The organism is Sphingomonas sp. CBMAI 2297 (assembly GCF_029870595.1).
Lineage (GTDB): Bacteria > Pseudomonadota > Alphaproteobacteria > Sphingomonadales > Sphingomonadaceae > Sphingomonas.
Genome location: NZ_JAPDIR010000011.1, coordinates 1 through 15217, shown reverse-complemented (window position 1 = coordinate 15217; position 15217 = coordinate 1). Strand labels below are relative to the sequence as shown.

Here is a 15217-nt window from a genome sequence, read left to right as displayed (position 1 = left end):
CTTCCCCCAGCTTGTCTCGGGGAGGAATTGGCGTCTTCGCCGTATCCAATTAAAGACCCCCCATGGACCTTATCACTCTCACCGGCGAGCCCTGGGCCGATTATGGGCTGGTCGACAGCGGCCATGGCCGCAAGCTCGAGCGCTACGGCAAATATCGCTTCATCCGCCCCGAGCCCCAGGCGATGTGGGCGCCGGCGTCCGACAACTGGGACGCGCATGGCGAATTCATCCCCGGCTCCGACGAGGATGGCGGCGGCCGCTGGAACTATACCAAGCCGGTGCCGGGCGAAGGCTGGCCGCTCGCCTGGGAGGAAGTGCGCTTCACCGCGCAGAACACGCCGTTCCGCCACCTCGCCTTCTTCCCGGACATGGCGCCGGTCTGGCACTGGATGCGCAGCCAGGTCGACGGGATGGACGCACCCGAGTTCATGAACCTGTTCGGCTATACCGGCGTCGGCAGCCTGGCGATGGCGGCCAAGGGCGCGAAGGTCACCCATGTCGATGCCTCGAAGAAATCGGTCGCCGAGGGCAAGGCCAATGCCGCGCTCTCGGGCATGGAGGACCTGCCGATCCGCTGGATGATCGACGACGCCGCCAAGTTCACCGCGCGCGAGGTGCGGCGCGGACGGCGCTATGACGGGATCATCCTCGATCCGCCCAAATGGGGCCGCGGCCCGAACGGCGAAGTTTGGAAGCTGGAAGAAGGCCTGCCCGGACTGATCGCCGACACGGCGAAGCTGCTCGACGCGAACTCGTGCTTCCTGTTCCTGACCGTCTATGCCGTGCGCATGTCGGCGCTGGCGATCGGCGAGCTGCTGCGCCAGCATGTCGCGCACCTGCCCGGCAAGGTGGAATGCGGCGAGCTGGCGGTGCGCGAGGAAGCGCGCGGGCTCGAGCTGCCGACCGCGATCTTCGCGCGCTGGAGCCGCTGATGGGCCTCTCGGTCTTCCTCGCCACCGCGGTGGCGGACACTGTCGAGGGCCGCCGGCCGGGCGGACGCCATGCGATGCTGATCTATGTCTCGGCCGACAGCTTCGAGGAAGCGCAGGCCAAGGCCGCCGGTGTCGCACTCGGCACGGGCTGGATGCTGGTGCGGCTGGAAAAGGGCATGGAAGTCGCCGACCCGGGCGCGACCGACGATCCCGTGCTGCGCGCCGCCGCCGCCGATGCGCTGGCGGAGGGCTCGGCGATGGTCGTCTATGGCGACGAACTGCCGCCGGAGGCTTAGTCGTACGGACGGAGGGGCCGCCACTCCCGCGAGTTCCAGTTGGCACGCCGCGCGCCAAGGCCCGACGCATGGTAGCTGCGATCGTCGGTCTGGATCAGTGCGACAAGCGTCCTGCCAAAGAGAAGATGGTCCCGCGCTGCGGACTCCAGGATATCGAGCAAGCCATGCGCATATGCCGCATCCTTCGAAGCGAGCCGGTGAAACCCGTCAATGACCAGCGCGCTCCGCTCGGAAGCGCCAAAGGGATAGTCCCTCATCCCGTCGTTCAGCGCATCGAGCTTCCCTGACCAGGGTGCATAGCCGAACTGGTCCTCCCAGTGCAGCAGGTCGGAGAATTGCCGTTCGAAGCTCGACATGCTTTCGCGGCACGATATTTCAGCCAGTTCGTAACCCAGCGAAGCCAGATCGGCCCGCGCCCGCGCCAGGATCTCCGGATCATGGAAGAGATTCACTGCGCCGTTCTGCAGCAAATGCCAATCCGGCCGCCCCTGACAGTCGGCTTCCGTGAACATCAACTCCGCCCCATCCGCACCGCCGCGCCCGCGACGAACGGGCAGCCCGCGACCAGCAACAGGCTCACCGCGCCGAGCAGCTTGAGCGCGCCCGGCTGGTCGGCAGTGGCGCCGAAGATCAGCAGCGGCACGGCGAAGGGCAGCATCACCAGTCCGGCGAGCGCACCCGCCCCGCGCAGCCCGGCGACCAGTGCAGCGGTGGCAACGCCCAGCGCCGCCAGGCCCGGCGTGCCGATCAGCAGCGCAAGCAGCAGCGGGGCCAGTGCATCACCCGGCAGCTGGAGCAGGCCCGCGGCGATCACCGTCGCGGCGAGCAGCGCGGGCGCGAAGCCCAGCCAATGGCCGGCCACCTTGGCGGCGGCCACGCCGGCATCGGGCAGCCCGCGCACCGCGAGCTGGTCGAGCATCCCGCTCTCCAGGTCGGGCGTCACCAGCCGCTCGACCGGCAGCAGCGCCGCGAGCAGCGCCGCCGCCCAGATCACGCCCGGCGCGATGCGGCCGAGCAGCTGCGCATCGGGGCCGACCGCGAAGGGAAAGAGAATCGCGACGAGCAGGAAGAAGACGACCGGCAGCGCCAGCCCGCCCGTGCTCCAGGCCCGCCGCAGCTCGCGCCGGATCAGGGCGGCATAGAGGCTCACAGCGCCACCTCGCGCGCATCGGGCAGCGCGACCGGCAAATGCGTGGCGACCAAGGCGATGCCGCCGGCGGCGCGGTGCCCGGCGATCAGCCCCTCGAGCAGCGCGATCGAAGCGATATCCAACCCATTGGCGGGCTCGTCGAGCAGCCAGACCGGTGCGCCGCTCGCCACCACCCGTGCCAATGCCGCCCGGCGGCGCTGCCCGGTGGAAAGCAGGCGCACGGGCACCGGCGCCAGATCGGCCAGCCCCACCGCCGCCAGCGCTTCCGGCACGGCATCGGGCCGGCCATCGATCCCGGCCCAGAAGCGCAGCGCCGCGCCGAGCGGCAATTCGGGATCGAGCGCCGGCGCCTCGGCCATCAGGGCGCGCGCGCCTTCGCATTCGATGCTGCCGGCAGCGGGCGCGAGCAGCCCGGCGGCGATGCGGATCAGGCTCGACTTGCCGACGCCGTTCGGCCCGGTGACCAAAGCCGCCTCGCCCGCCGCGAGCGCGAGGTCCAGCCCCTCGAACAACAGCCGCCCCCCGCGCAGACAGGCGACACCGCGCAGGGCCAGGCGCGTCACTCGGCGCTGTCCTCCAGCGCGTGCATGTCGTCGTCGGAAAGCCCGAAATGATGGCCGACCTCGTGCACCACGACATGGTTGACCAGCGATTCGAGCGTCACGCCAGTATGCACCCATTCGTCGAGCAGCGGGCGGCGATAGAGATGGATCTCGTCGGGCATGGTCATGCCGTCCCAGGCGGATTTCTCGCCCAGCGGCCGGCCGCGATACAGGCCGGTCAGGTCGAACGGATCCTCGATGCCCATGGCGTCGAGCGTCTCGTCATCGGCGAAATCCTCGATCACCAGCACGATATCGGCGAGATGCGCCTGGAACGGTTCGGGAATGCGTGCGAGGGCGGCGCGGGCGAGGCGCTCGATCGCGGCGGCGTCTGGGGCTTGCCCGGTCATGCCGGGGGGAATAGGCCGGACAATGGAGCTACGGCAAGGGAGGCAATGATGGTGGCGCGTCTGACGGATGGACTTCGCGAGGAATCGCTCGCGGCGCTGCCCGACTGGCAATGGGATCCGGCGCGCGACGCGATCACCCGGCACTTCGCGTTCCGCGACTTCAACCAGGCCTTCGGCTTCATGGCGCGCGTCGCGCTGCTCGCCGAGAAGGCGGACCATCATCCCGAATGGTCGAACGTGTGGAACAAGGTCGACATCCTGCTGACCACGCACGACGCCGGCGGCCTCTCCACCCGCGACATCCAGATGGCGCAGGCGATCGACGCGCTGCTCTAGGTTGAGGACTCATATTCCTCCTTCGTCACCCCGGCCTTGAGCCGGGGTCCCGCTGTCTCGCCAGCGCAAGAAGAAGCGGGATCCCGGCTCAAGGCCGGGATGACGGTAGAAAATCAAATACTTGTTTGGGTTCTCAACCTAGGGCCACGACTCAATCAGCAACGCCCGTCATCCCCGCGCAGGCGGGGATCCAGGATAGTAGGGGACGATCGAAGCGATCACGCGGATGCTTGCCGGAAACGGCAAAGCGAGCCTCGCCGTCCTTGCCCTTGGCCCTGGATCCCCGCCTGCGCGGGGATGACGGTTGAAGGGATAGCGAGGATGACAACGGAGAATATGAGTCCCCAACCCAGGGTCCGTTCTCCATACCGGCAATGGCCGGCGCGCTCTGCTTGCAATGTAGGATTTCGCCTGCTTGGCCGGTCCGGCCGGGCTCGCGTCCGGCCGCTCTTTGACCGGTAGGCGAAGCAGGATCCCGCGAGCCCAGCATCGTTGCGCGCCGCGCGGCGGGAAGCCGTTGCGAGCGCGACCTTCGCGACCTTTCCCGCCTGCTTGGCGCTATCAGCCTAGGATCCGCAGTGCAGCTTGCTGGCGCGCGCATAGTCCGCCGCCAGGCGGTCCGTGTCGGCAGCATAGGGCCTGGGCAGCTCGGCCTTGATCCGGGCCCAGACGGCCGCGCCGCCGGGCGTGCAGATCACCCGCACGAAATCCAGGCCCTGGCCCTGCTCGTAATGCGCGCGGGGCATCAGCCCCTCCTGGACGCGCTGCCAGACCTGATAGGTCGCCCAGCCATGCTCGCGCATCAGATAGTCGAAGCGCAGCTGGTCGGCGGGATCGAGCGGCCGGCTGCCGTCCATGCCGGCCCGGAACATCTCGGCGATGTCGCGCGAGCCATAGATCGACGCGCGAAAGGCCGCCCATTGCGCCTGGGTGTCGTTCGCCTCGCTGCGCGCCGCCACCCGGTTGCTCTCGTAGAGCTGGATCCCGACGAAGACGAGCGAGAGCACCACCGCGAGCGCGCTGACGATCTGGCCGACGAACGCCCAATATTCCATCCGGTCGCGGTGGAAGATCGGGCGCCGGGAGGCCGAGCCCTCCCGCCCGCTCACTTGAATGCCCGTTGCTGGAGCTTGCGCAGCGTGCCGGGCATCCAGCGCGCCATGAACCAGAGCCGGTGCGCGGTCTTGCCGACGCGGGTGTGCACTGCCTTGCGCGCGTCCAGCATGTGGCGGACGGTCTTCACCACTTCGTCGACCGGGGTGATCTCCAGCCCGGCGGCGCGCACCGATTCGCGCACGTTGCGGTTCGAATCCTGCGTGACGTGGTTGAGCAGCGGCGTCTCGATGAAGCTCGGCATCAGCGAGCCGACATAGATGCCCTCCTGTCCCCATTCGGCATTGAGCGCCTCGGCGAAGCCGCGCATCGCGAACTTGCCGGCACTGTAGATCGACATGCCCGCATTGCCCGAGATACCGGCGGCCGAGCTGGTGACGATCATCGCCGATCCCGGCGTGGCCTTGAGCAGGCCGTGCGCGGCGCGCGCGCCATGGACGACGCCGTTGATGTTGATCGAAAGGCCGCGATCGATGTCCGCGTCGGACATGGTCTCGAGCTGGCCGCCCACCGCGATCCCGGCATTGTTGAACAGGAAGTCGAGCCGGCCGCCGCTCCGGCTCGCGAAATCGGCGAGCGCGGCCTGCCATGCGTCGCGGTCGCGCACGTCCATCGCATAGGTCTCGGCCCCCGGGATCGCAGCCTTTGCCGCCTCCAGCCCCGCCGCGTTGACATCGGCCAGGCCGACCAGCCAGCCGTCCGCTGCCAGGCTCTTCGCGACGGCGAGGCCGATCCCCGATGCGCCGCCCGTGATGAATGCCGCCTTGGCCATTGCCTCGCCTCTCCTGTCTTTGACCTTTGCCATTTCATCCCGCACAAAGCGCCGCGATGCCAGAGCAAAGCCGCTCCGTTACCTTCAAAAATGTCAGCAAGGTCTGGCCGGGGGGCGTGAGAGCCGTGGACGGCGTGTCGCTGGACGTGGCGGCGGGCAGCTTCGTGGCGCTGGTCGGCGCCTCGGGATCGGGCAAGTCGACGCTGCTCAAGATGGTCAACCGGCTGATCGTGCCGAGCGAAGGCGCGGTGCTGGTGGGCGAAGCGCCGGTGGATGCCGGCCCGGCGCCGGCGCTGCGGCGGCGGATCGGCTATGTCTTCCAGAATGTCGGCCTGTTCCCGCACATGCGGGTGGGCGAGAACATCGCCATCGGGCTGCGGCTGGCGGGCGAGAAGGAGACGGCGGCGCGGGTCCTCGAGCTGCTCGACCTGGTCGAGCTGCCGCCCGAGACGGCCGGGCGCATGCCGGACGCGCTTTCGGGCGGGCAGCGCCAGCGCGTGGGCGTGGCGCGGGCGCTGGCGACGGGGCCGGGCATCTTGCTGATGGACGAGCCCTTCGGCGCGCTCGATCCCGTCACCCGCGACGGGCTGGGCAAGGCGATCCGCGCGCTGCACGACCGGATGGGCCTCACCACCATCCTCGTCACGCACGACATGGCCGAGGCGCTGCTGCTCGCCGATCGCGTGCTGGTGATGGAGAAGGGCCGGATCGTCGCCGATGCCACGCCGCGCGAGCTGCTCGCCGGCAAGGGCGGCGCGGCGGCGGACGCGCTGGTCGCCGTGCCGCGCGAACAGGCGCACCGGCTGGCGGAGCTGGAGGCGTGAATCCGCTGGCCCGCGTGCCCGAGCTGCTTGCCCAGCATCTGCTGCTGGCGCTGGCGGCGCTGCTGCTCGGGCTGGCGATCGCGCTGCCGCTGGCGGTGATCTCGGCGCGCAACCGGCTGGTGGGGCGCGTCGCGCTGGGCTTTGCCAGCCTCGTCCAGACGATTCCGAGCCTCGCCCTGCTCGCGCTCTTCTATCCGATCCTGCTCTCGCTCTCGACGCTGGTCGGCGGCGGCATTCCGGCGCTGGGCTTCCTGCCCTCGCTGCTCGCGCTGTCGCTGTACGCGCTGCTGCCGATCCTGCGGAACGGCGTCACCGGGCTGGCGAACATCGATCCCGCGGTGATCGAGGCGGCCGACGGCGTGGGGATGACGGCGGCGCAAAAGCTGCGCCTGGTCGAGGCGCCGCTGATCCTGCCGGTGCTGATGGCCGGCATCCGCACCGCCGCGGTGTGGACGATCGGTGCGGCGACGCTGTCGACCACGGTGGGTCAGCCGAGCCTGGGCGACCTGATCTTCGCCGGCCTCCAGACGCAGAACTGGTCGCTGGTGCTGACCGGCTGCATCGCCGCCGCGGCGCTCGCGCTGGCGGTGGACGGGCTGCTGGGACTGGCCGAGCACGGGATCGCGAAGCGGAAGCGGGGGCTGGCGTGGGGCGGCCTCGGCACGCTGCTGGTCGCGATGGCGCTGGCGCTCGTCCCCGCGCTGCCGGCGGCACGCGGCACCGTCACCATCGGCGCGAAGGGCTTTTCCGAGCAATATATCCTCGCCCGGCTGATCGGGCACCGGCTGGAAGCGGCGGGATACAAGGTCCGCTACCGGGAAGGGCTCGGCTCCGCGGTCGCGTTCAGCGCGCTCGCGAGCGGCGATGTCGATGTCTATGTCGATTATTCGGGCACGATCTGGACCAACCAGATGCGGCGCAGCGACGTGCCGCCGCGTGACGCCATCGTGCGCGGCGTCGCGGACTGGGCCCGCGACCGGCACAAGGTGACGCTGCTCGGCTCGCTGGGGTTCGAGAACGCCTATGCCTTCGCGATGCGGAGCGACGATGCCAGGAGGCGCGGCATCGCCAGCATCGCCGATCTGGCGCCGGTCGCGGGCAGCCTGAACCTCGCCACCGATGTCGAGTTCCTCGAACGGCCCGAATGGGCGGCGGTGAAGAAGGCATATGGCCTGAGCTTCAAGTCCGCCCATCCCTATCAGCCGACCTTCATGTACCGCGCCCTTGCCTCGGGCAGCGCGGACGTGATCCCCGCTTTCTCCTCGGACGGCAGGATCGCGGCGGACCGGCTGACCGTGCTGGCCGATCCCAAGGGCGCGATCCCCGGATATGATGCGATCCTGCTGCTCGCTCCCGGCCGCGCCGACGACCTGCGCTTCCAGGCGGCGCTCAGGCCGCTCATCGGCGCGATCCCGGTCGAGCGGATGCGGCGGGCCAACTATATGGTCGATCGCGACGACGACAAGGCAAGCCCCGACGCGGCCGCCCGCTGGCTGGAGCGTGGACTAGCCCGATGAATTTCTGTTATCGCTACCAGAATATAAGAAAGAGGAGAGTGAAATGCGGCCAGGCCTGAAGCTTCTGCTGTCGACCACCATGATCTGGGCCGCATCGCCCGCTTTTGCGCAGCATGCGCCGACAACGCTGTCTGGCCAGCAGATCGCCAATCCTGCCAAATGGCCGACCGCCGGCTCGCAGGGCCTGGTCGACCCCGCGACCGAGAAGTTCGTCACCAACCTGATGGCGCAGATGACGCTGGAGGAGAAGGTCGGCCAGATGATCCAGGCGGACATCGGCGCGATGAAGCCCGAGGAACTGCGCCAGTATCCGCTCGGCTCGATCCTGGCGGGCGGCAGCTCGCCGCCGCTCGGCGCGCCCGATCGCTCCCCCCAGGCTCCCTGGGTCGAGACCGCCCGGGCCTTCCGCAAGGTGGCGATGGAGCCGCGCGGCAAGCACCAGCCGATCCCGCTGATCTTCGGCATCGACGCCGTGCACGGCAACAACAACGTGATCGGCGCGACGATCTTCCCGCACAATATCGGCCTCGGCGCGATGCGCGATCCCGCGCTGATCCGCCGCATCGGCAAGGCCACCGCCGAAGAGACCGCCGCGACCGGGCCCGACTGGGCGTTCGGCCCCACGCTCGCCGTCCCGCAGAACGATCGCTGGGGGCGCAGCTATGAAGGCTATTCGGAGGACCCGGCGGTGGTCCGCGCCTATGCCGGCGAGATGATCCTCGGTCTGCAGGGCGCGCCCGGCACGAAGAACCGCATTCAGCAAGGCCGTGTCGCGGCGTCGGCCAAGCATTTCCTCGGCGACGGCGGCACCTTTGACGGTATCGACCAGGGCGATACCCGCCTCTCGGAGGAAGCGCTGATCGGGACGCACGCCCAGGGCTATGTCCCGGCGATCCAGGCCGGCACGCTCACCGTGATGGCCAGCTATTCGAGCTGGAACGGCGCGAAGATGCACGGCAACACGTCGCTGCTCACCGATGTGCTGAAGGGCCGGATGGGCTTTCAGGGCTTCGTCGTCGGCGACTGGAACGGCCATGGCCAGGTGCCTGGCTGCACCAAGGAGGATTGCGCCCAGACCTTCAACGCCGGGCTCGACATGGCGATGGCGCCGGACAGCTGGAAGGGCCTGTTCGAGAGCACCGTCCGCCACGCCAGGGACGGCACGATCCCGATGGCCCGCATCGACGACGCGGTGCGCCGCATCCTGCGCGTGAAGGTGAAGCTCGGCCTGTTCGATCCCGCCCGGCCCTATGAGGGCAAGGCCGGCGTGCTGGGCAATGCCGAGCATCGCGCGATCGCCCGCGAAGCGGTGGCCAAGTCGCTGGTGCTGCTGAAGAACCAGGGCGCGTTGCCGATCAGGGCATCGGCGAACGTGCTGGTCGCCGGCCCGGGTGCCGATTCGATGGCGCAGCAGACCGGCGGCTGGACACTGAGCTGGCAGGGTGACGGCAACGACAATTCGATGTTCCCCAATGGCCAGACGATCTTCGCCGGCATCGCCGAGGCAGTGAAGGCCGGCGGCGGCACCGCGACGCTCTCGGCGGACGGCAGCTTCACCGCCAGGCCCGATGTCGCGATCGTGGTGTTCGGCGAGCAACCCTATGCCGAGATGCGCGGCGACATCGCGACGCTGGAGTTCCAGCCCGGCGACAAGCAGGCGCTGGCCATGCTCCGGAAGCTGAAGGCCGCGGGCGTGCCGACCGTCTCGGTGTTCCTCTCGGGCCGGCCGCTCTGGGTAAACCCCGAGATCAATGCCTCGGACGCCTTCGTCGCCGCCTGGCTGCCGGGCAGCGAAGGCGCGGGCGTCGCCGACGTGATCATCGGCGACAAGGCGGGCAAGCCGCGCAAGGACTTTCATGGCACGCTGTCGTTCAGCTGGCCGAAGGGCGCCGGCCAGTTCACGCTCAACAAGGGCGATCCGGGCTATGATCCGCTGTTCGCGCTCGGTTATGGGTTGCGCTACGCCGCGCCGGGCACGGTCGCGACGCTGGGCGAGGAGCCCGGCTTCGACGCCTCGGCGCTCAACACCAGCGTCTATTTCGCCAAGGGCGTGACGCCCAAGCCCTTCGCCTTCGCCACCGAAGCGAAGATCACCCGCGCCCCGATCGATGGACCGCAGACCCAGGAAGGCGCGCAGCAGCTGAGCTGGACCGGCGGCCCGGCCCGGCTGAGCATCGGCGGCGGCGCGCCGATCAACCTTGGCCGCGAAGCCAATGGCGACCTGTCGCTGGCTCTCACCTACCGCCTCGATCGCGCGGCGACCGGCGCGGTGACGCTCGGCATGGGCGACGGCAAGGGCCTGGATGCCACTGGCCTGTTCACCGGCGAGACCGGCAAGTGGCGCACGGTGAAGATCCTGCTCAAATGCTATCAGGCGAACGGCACCGACATGCATGCCGTCTCGGCCCCGGTGGTGATCGGCGCCTCGGGACCGCTGGCGTTCAGCCTGGCCGATGCGCGGATCGTGTCGGATCCCGCCAACTCGATCTGCCCCGGCGCCAAGTGACGATGATGGCGGGCGATCGGATCGAGACGGTCGCGATCGCCCGCGGCCCCTATCGCGCCGAGCTGATCACGCTCGGCGCGGCGCTGCGCGTGCTCGAAGTGCCGGACCGCCTGGGCAATCCGGCGAATGTGGTACTCGGCTTCGCGGACCTCGAGGAGTATCGCGGGCCGCCGCGCTTTTACGGCGCGGTGACCGGCCGCTATGCCAACCGCATCGGCGGGGCGCGTTTCACGCTCGACGGCGTCACCCATCGTCTCGCGGCGAATGACGGAGCGAACAGTCTTCATTCGGGGCCGTTCGGTCTCGACCAGCAATATTGGGATCTGACGGCGCGATCCGAGGACTCGGCCAGGTTCCGCCACATCAGTCCCGCGGGGCATAACGGCTTCCCGGGCACGCTGACGATCGAGGTCCAGTACGTGATCGAAGCGGACGGGCTGGCGATCCGCCTGACCGCGACCACCGATGCGCCAACCGTCGTGAATCTCACGCATCATGCCTATTTCAACCTGGCCGGCGAGGCGAGCGGAGCGACGATCCTCGATCACCTGCTGCGCATCCCCGCACGCCGGACCACCGCGATCGACGCCGGGCTGATCCCTACCGGCGCGCTGGCCGAGGTGACCGGCACGCCCTTTGATTTCCGCATGCCCAGGCGAATCGGCGCGGAGATCGATGCGGACGACGAGCAGCTTCGGCACGGCCAGGGCTATGACCATAATTTCGTGATCGACGGCGCGGACGGGCGCGTCCGCCGGGTGGCGACCTTGTTCGATCCCGGCTCGGGCCGCGTGCTCGATCTCCATTCCGGCGAGCCCGGACTGCAATTCTATTCGGGCAACCACCTTGCCGGCGGCGCGCCGGGAACGAGCGGGCAAGGCTATGCGGCGCGTGCCGGGCTCTGCCTGGAGCCGCAGAAATTTCCGGACAGCCCGAACCGGCCGGACTTTCCCTCGCCCCGGCTCGATCCGGGCGCGCCATACCGCCACGACATCGCCTTCCGGTTTCGCACCGCCGCCAGCATCGAGGAGGCGTTCGCTTCCTGATTTCCTTCCCCGGCAGAGGAGGAAGGGCCCGCGTCATTGCTCTTTCCGGTCGGCCTGGAAGATCTTGTTCACGATGCGCCACTCGCCATCCGCCTTTACCAGCGAGAGATAGTCGACAAAGCGCACGCTCGGATAATCGAGCACCACCTTGGCCATGCCGGCATTGCCGGTAACGTCGAGACTCTCGATCCAGCGCCTGCGCTGCGCCTCGTCCACCGCCGGCTTTCCGGTCGCCGCGGCGGCGATGAAATCGGCCAGCGTCCGCTCGGCGAAGCTCCCGTCGCGGTTCCAGTAGAGCATCGCCTTGGGATGAAAGGCCGCGCCGAACTCGGCCGCGCTGCCGGTCGCATGGCCGGCGAGATAGTGGTTCACGGCGGCGCGCGCGCCGGCCTCGTCCTTGTCCTGCGCATGGGCGAGCGGGGCGGCGAGGATCAGGCTGGCGGCGAGGATCAGGGAGCGCATGAAGACCTCCGGTTGCGGGGAGGTCTCCAGCCTGGTCCATGCCATGGGGCCGCGCACCCGGCCCGGGCCGAACGCCCGGCGGACGGGACGAACGGCACTCCGGGCTCCTTCCGCTTCCCGGGCGGGAAGCGGGATAGAGGCTATAGCGTCGGCTTGCCGTCGATGCGGCGCGGCACGCCCGCATCGCCATCGCGCAGTTCGGCGGGAAGCAGCGCCGCCGGCAGGTCCTGATAGGCGACCGGGCGCAGGAAGCGATCGATCGCCAGCGTGCCGACCGACGTGCTGCGGCCGTCCGCCGTCGACGGGAACGGCCCGCCATGGACCTGCGCGTCGGTCACTTCGACACCGGTCGGCCAGCCATTGGCGAGGATGCGGCCGGCCAGCCGCTCGAGGATCGGCAACAGCCTGGCCGCGGTCTCGGTATCGGCATCCTCGAGATGCAGCGTCGCGGTGAGCTGGCCTTCGAGCAGCGAGACGACGCCGAGCATCTCGTCCAGATCGGCGCAGCGCACGAGCAGCGAGGCGGCGCCGAAGACCTCTTCGGCATGGCTGGGATCGGCGATGAAGTCCGCGCCGGTCATGGTGAACAGCGCGGCACGCCCGCAGCTGGCCGAACCTTCCTGGCCCTGGGCGACCCGAGTCAGCCCCGGCGCGGCGGCCCAGCGGGCCACACCGTTCTCATACGCCTTGAGGATGCCGGGGGTGAGCATGGTCTGCGCCGCCACGCCCGACACCGCTTCGGTCGCCGCGGCGAGGAAGCGGTCCAGCGCCGGGCTCTCCAGCGCCAGGACGAGGCCGGGATTGGTGCAGAACTGGCCGGCGCCCATGGTCAGGCTGGCGATATAGCCCTTGCCCAGCGCCTCGGCCCGCGCTTCGAGCGCATGCGGCAGCAGGAATACCGGGTTGATGCTGCTCATCTCGGCATAGACGGGGATCGGCACGGGACGGTTCGCGGCGATCTTCATCAGCGCCGTGCCGCCGCCGCGCGAGCCGGTGAAGCCGACCGCCTTGACCCGCGGATCGGAGACGAGCGCCGCGCCGACTTCATTGCCGGCGCCGTTGATCAGCGAGAATGTGCCTGCGGGCATGCCGGTCTTCTCGACGGCGCGAGCGATCGCTCCGGCCACCAGCTCCGACGTGCCGGGATGCGCGGAATGCCCCTTCACGATCACCGGACAGCCCGCGGCGAGGGCCGAGGCGGTGTCGCCACCCGCGACCGAGAAGGCGAGCGGGAAATTCGAAGCGCCGAACACCACGACCGGGCCGAGCGGGATCATGCGCAGGCGCAGGTCGGGCTTGGGGGCAGGCTGCCGATCGGGGATCGCGTGATCGATGCGCGCACGCAGATACTCGCCGAGGCGCAATTCCCTCGCGAAGAGCCGCAACTGGCCCGACGTGCGGCCGCGCTCGCCGGTGAGGCGGGCGTGCGGCAGGCCGCTTTCCTGCATCGCGCGCTCGGTGAGCGTCTCGCCCAATGCGTCGATCTCGTCGGCGATCGCCTCCAGAAAGGCGGCACGCTGCTCGCGCGGCAGATTGGCGTAGGCGGGGAAAGCGGCCTCGGCGGCAGCCGCGGCAGCCTCGACATCTTCCCGCGTCGCCATGTCGAAGCTCGGCTCCAGCGACGCGCCGGTCGAGGCGGCAACGGCCCGAAAGCCCGGCCCATCGCGGCGCACCCGCTTCGAAGCAATGAACAATTCGCCGGTCAGCGCCATGCCTGCTCTCCTGTCTTTCCGATTTACGTTAGCGGTAACATTGCCCATGCGGGACTTAGGCAGCGCCGTGCCAAAAAGCAATCGGGCGCGCCTGCGAAGTTGGGGGGCGGAGCGATCGGACCGGTGCTCAGCGGGCGGCGCGCCGGCTGCCGACGCTGTTCACGGGCTTGCGCGCTTCCATCGTGTCCTGGAAACCGCGCTCGACCAGGCGGGCCATCGCATCGTGCGCGCGTTCGGCATCCTGCGCCTCGATCGCCTCGAGCACCGCGAGGTGCACCGGCAGCGCGTCGTGCGGGGCGGGCAGGTGCCGCTGCTTGAACGCGGTGGTCAGCTCGATGGCCGCGGCCACGCCGCTGGTGAGCGACATGATGAAATCATTGCCCGAAGCCTCGAGCAGCGCGGAGTGGAACGCTTCGTCGCAGCATCGCCCTTCCTCGGAGTCGAAGCCATGGCGATCGACGCCGGCGAGCCCTTGCTGCATCCGGGCAAGCTGCTCGGGCGTGCGGCGCAACGCGGCGAGACGGGCGGCATCGGGCTCGACGATGCGACGCAGCTCGAACAGGCTCTCGATCAGCGCATCGTCGGGCGCCCCGGCGAAGATCCAGCTGAGCACGTCCGGATCGAGCAGGTGCCATTCGCGACGCGGGCTTACCTGGGTGCCGATCTTCGGACGGGAATGGACCAGGCCCTTGGCCGCCAGAATGCGGATCGCCTCGCGATAGGCGGTGCGGGAGACCTTGAACTGCTCGCTCGCGGCGATCTCGCCGTCGAGGATCTCGCCCGGCGCGATCTCGCCCGAGACGATGCGGACGCCGAGCGTCCGGGCGACGGTGCCATGCAGGCGCAGCGAACGCGGCCGGGGCTTGCGCGAACGGGGCTTTCTTTCGGTGAGCTTGGAGGAAGCGCCTCGCATCGAATTTCCTAGGCGATGGCGAAGACGGAAGATTTCGTCTGCCAGCTGGGCATGGTCCGAATCCCTAGGCCCTTTGCATCCCACTGCCAAGAGCCGCGCCGATCGTAGGAAAAGTTGGAAATGCCGGGCACGCAAAACCGCCGGCCTTGGCGCGATGCCTTGGGAAAAGGCTGTAATATCATTGGCTTGTCGAGTTGGCGGAGACGGAGGGATTCGAACCCTCGATACGGTTTCCCGTATGACGCTTTAGCAAAGCGTTGGTTTCAGCCACTCACCCACGTCTCCGGATAACGGCTCGAAGGCGAGCGCTATAGCGAGGGGTTTCCGAGCAATCAACGCCCAGCTTGACGTGAAATCGACTCGATCCGCCGCTCGTTCATTGCCGGGACAGCCGCGCCCTCTATAGATCGGGCATCTGCTGGGCTGGGGTAATTCGACCATGCGCGTTCGGGATCTGGTGTTGACGGCGGCGACGGCCGCGCTCGCGATGGGCGCCGTGCCCGCCGCGGCGCAGCAGCAGATGACCACGGTCGATCCCAACACCGCGATCGATTCGGACCTGCACACCCCGCCGCCCGCGCGGGACCCCTATGCCGCCCCCGCGCAGCAGCGCCAGGACGCGCCGCCCGCGCAGGACGACCCCTATCCCGCGCGACAGCAGCCGCCCGGCCCCGCCGGCCAGGCCC

Annotated in this window: 16 protein-coding genes, 1 tRNA gene and 1 pseudogene; 8 read left to right on the top strand and 10 right to left on the bottom strand. The window is 69.2% G+C overall.

What is annotated here, in order from left to right:
• The first annotated feature begins 62 nt into the window (after positions 1 to 62).
• Positions 63 to 932, top strand: coding sequence for a class I SAM-dependent methyltransferase (locus OMP43_RS15560; protein WP_280280434.1), 870 nt, complete (start codon positions 63 to 65; stop codon positions 930 to 932).
• Entirely contained in the window at positions 932 to 1228 is a 297-nt protein-coding gene (locus OMP43_RS15555; RefSeq protein ID WP_280280433.1) for a hypothetical protein, read from the top strand. Before OMP43_RS15560 ends, OMP43_RS15555 begins: the two co-directional genes overlap by 1 nt.
• On the opposite strand, the gene OMP43_RS15550 is transcribed toward OMP43_RS15555, so the two are convergent.
• From OMP43_RS15550 to OMP43_RS15535, 4 genes are read right to left on the bottom strand one after another with little or no spacing between them, the layout of a single operon-like run.
• Positions 1225 to 1740, bottom strand: coding sequence for a barstar family protein (locus tag OMP43_RS15550; RefSeq protein ID WP_280280432.1), 516 nt, complete (start codon positions 1738 to 1740; stop codon positions 1225 to 1227). The genes OMP43_RS15555 and OMP43_RS15550 overlap by 4 nt on opposite strands.
• Entirely contained in the window at positions 1740 to 2378 is a 639-nt protein-coding gene (locus tag OMP43_RS15545; protein WP_280280431.1) for a heme exporter protein CcmB, read from the bottom strand. Before OMP43_RS15545 ends, OMP43_RS15550 begins: the two co-directional genes overlap by 1 nt.
• Positions 2375 to 2941, bottom strand: a complete 567-nt coding sequence (ccmA, locus tag OMP43_RS15540; RefSeq protein ID WP_280280430.1) for a heme ABC exporter ATP-binding protein CcmA — start codon at positions 2939 to 2941, stop codon at positions 2375 to 2377. Before ccmA ends, OMP43_RS15545 begins: the two co-directional genes overlap by 4 nt.
• On the bottom strand, positions 2938 to 3330 hold the full coding sequence (locus OMP43_RS15535) for a metallopeptidase family protein (protein ID WP_280280429.1): 393 nt from the start codon (positions 3328 to 3330) through the stop codon (positions 2938 to 2940). The genes ccmA and OMP43_RS15535 overlap by 4 nt, the downstream gene beginning before the upstream one ends.
• A 45-nt stretch (positions 3331 to 3375) precedes the next feature.
• Here OMP43_RS15535 and OMP43_RS15530 point away from each other — a divergent pair, with 45 nt between their 5' ends.
• Positions 3376 to 3666 (top strand): 4a-hydroxytetrahydrobiopterin dehydratase, encoded by a 291-nt coding sequence (locus OMP43_RS15530; protein ID WP_280280428.1) that lies wholly within the window; start codon positions 3376 to 3378, stop codon positions 3664 to 3666.
• Positions 3667 to 4232: 566 nt separating this feature from the next.
• Here OMP43_RS15530 and OMP43_RS15525 read toward each other — a convergent pair.
• Positions 4233 to 4775: a hypothetical protein gene (locus OMP43_RS15525; protein ID WP_280280427.1), complete on the bottom strand. Its 543-nt coding sequence runs from the start codon at positions 4773 to 4775 to the stop codon at positions 4233 to 4235.
• A complete protein-coding gene (locus OMP43_RS15520; protein WP_280280426.1) occupies positions 4772 to 5551 on the bottom strand; it encodes an SDR family oxidoreductase in 780 nt (259 codons plus the stop codon). Before OMP43_RS15520 ends, OMP43_RS15525 begins: the two co-directional genes overlap by 4 nt.
• Positions 5552 to 5607: 56 nt before the next feature.
• Between OMP43_RS15520 and OMP43_RS15515 the strand changes: the two genes are divergently transcribed.
• Genes OMP43_RS15515 through OMP43_RS15500 form a run of 4 tightly spaced genes read left to right on the top strand, consistent with a single transcriptional unit; the run spans position 5608 to position 11444 of the window.
• Positions 5608 to 6375, top strand: a complete 768-nt coding sequence (locus tag OMP43_RS15515) for an ATP-binding cassette domain-containing protein (RefSeq protein ID WP_280280425.1) — start codon at positions 5608 to 5610, stop codon at positions 6373 to 6375.
• Positions 6372 to 7892 (top strand): ABC transporter permease/substrate-binding protein, encoded by a 1521-nt coding sequence (locus OMP43_RS15510; protein WP_280280424.1) that lies wholly within the window; start codon positions 6372 to 6374, stop codon positions 7890 to 7892. The genes OMP43_RS15515 and OMP43_RS15510 overlap by 4 nt, the downstream gene beginning before the upstream one ends.
• Positions 7893 to 7935: 43 nt before the next feature.
• Positions 7936 to 10398, top strand: a complete 2463-nt coding sequence (locus OMP43_RS15505; RefSeq protein WP_280280423.1) for a glycoside hydrolase family 3 protein — start codon at positions 7936 to 7938, stop codon at positions 10396 to 10398.
• Between the two features lie 5 nt (positions 10399 to 10403).
• On the top strand, positions 10404 to 11444 hold the full coding sequence (locus OMP43_RS15500) for an aldose epimerase family protein (RefSeq protein ID WP_280280422.1): 1041 nt from the start codon (positions 10404 to 10406) through the stop codon (positions 11442 to 11444).
• Positions 11445 to 11477: 33 nt separating this feature from the next.
• Here the strand turns inward: OMP43_RS15500 and OMP43_RS15495 are convergent, their stop codons facing one another.
• The 4 genes from OMP43_RS15495 to OMP43_RS15480 form a co-directional block, all read right to left on the bottom strand.
• Positions 11478 to 11906 carry a nuclear transport factor 2 family protein gene (locus tag OMP43_RS15495; RefSeq protein WP_280280421.1) on the bottom strand — a complete coding sequence of 143 codons (429 nt, stop codon included), beginning with the start codon at positions 11904 to 11906 and terminating at the stop codon, positions 11478 to 11480.
• A 140-nt stretch (positions 11907 to 12046) separates the two neighbouring features.
• Positions 12047 to 13618 carry an aldehyde dehydrogenase (NADP(+)) gene (locus tag OMP43_RS15490; protein ID WP_280280420.1) on the bottom strand — a complete coding sequence of 524 codons (1572 nt, stop codon included), beginning with the start codon at positions 13616 to 13618 and terminating at the stop codon, positions 12047 to 12049.
• Between the two features lie 127 nt (positions 13619 to 13745).
• On the bottom strand, positions 13746 to 14531 hold the full coding sequence (locus OMP43_RS15485; RefSeq protein ID WP_280280419.1) for a FadR/GntR family transcriptional regulator: 786 nt from the start codon (positions 14529 to 14531) through the stop codon (positions 13746 to 13748).
• A gap of 195 nt (positions 14532 to 14726) precedes the next feature.
• Positions 14727 to 14816, bottom strand: a tRNA-Ser gene (locus OMP43_RS15480).
• A gap of 154 nt (positions 14817 to 14970) precedes the next feature.
• On the opposite strand from OMP43_RS15480, the pseudogene OMP43_RS15475 reads away from it, so the two are divergent.
• Positions 14971 to 15217, top strand: a pseudogene (locus tag OMP43_RS15475) (hypothetical protein); the annotation flags it as partial.

Coding starts and splice junctions, on each gene's coding strand:
- OMP43_RS15520 (WP_280280426.1), bottom strand. CDS start 5,551: ATGGCCAAGGCGGCATTCATCACGGGCGGCGCATCGGGGATCGGCCTC.
- OMP43_RS15500 (WP_280280422.1), top strand. CDS start 10,404: ATGGCGGGCGATCGGATCGAGACGGTCGCGATCGCCCGCGGCCCCTAT.
- OMP43_RS15560 (WP_280280434.1), top strand. CDS start 63: ATGGACCTTATCACTCTCACCGGCGAGCCCTGGGCCGATTATGGGCTG.
- OMP43_RS15515 (WP_280280425.1), top strand. CDS start 5,608: ATGCCAGAGCAAAGCCGCTCCGTTACCTTCAAAAATGTCAGCAAGGTC.
- OMP43_RS15485 (WP_280280419.1), bottom strand. CDS start 14,531: ATGCGAGGCGCTTCCTCCAAGCTCACCGAAAGAAAGCCCCGTTCGCGC.
- OMP43_RS15490 (WP_280280420.1), bottom strand. CDS start 13,618: ATGGCGCTGACCGGCGAATTGTTCATTGCTTCGAAGCGGGTGCGCCGC.
- OMP43_RS15530 (WP_280280428.1), top strand. CDS start 3,376: ATGATGGTGGCGCGTCTGACGGATGGACTTCGCGAGGAATCGCTCGCG.
- OMP43_RS15550 (WP_280280432.1), bottom strand. CDS start 1,740: ATGTTCACGGAAGCCGACTGTCAGGGGCGGCCGGATTGGCATTTGCTG.
- OMP43_RS15555 (WP_280280433.1), top strand. CDS start 932: ATGGGCCTCTCGGTCTTCCTCGCCACCGCGGTGGCGGACACTGTCGAG.
- OMP43_RS15535 (WP_280280429.1), bottom strand. CDS start 3,330: ATGACCGGGCAAGCCCCAGACGCCGCCGCGATCGAGCGCCTCGCCCGC.
- OMP43_RS15505 (WP_280280423.1), top strand. CDS start 7,936: ATGCGGCCAGGCCTGAAGCTTCTGCTGTCGACCACCATGATCTGGGCC.
- OMP43_RS15495 (WP_280280421.1), bottom strand. CDS start 11,906: ATGCGCTCCCTGATCCTCGCCGCCAGCCTGATCCTCGCCGCCCCGCTC.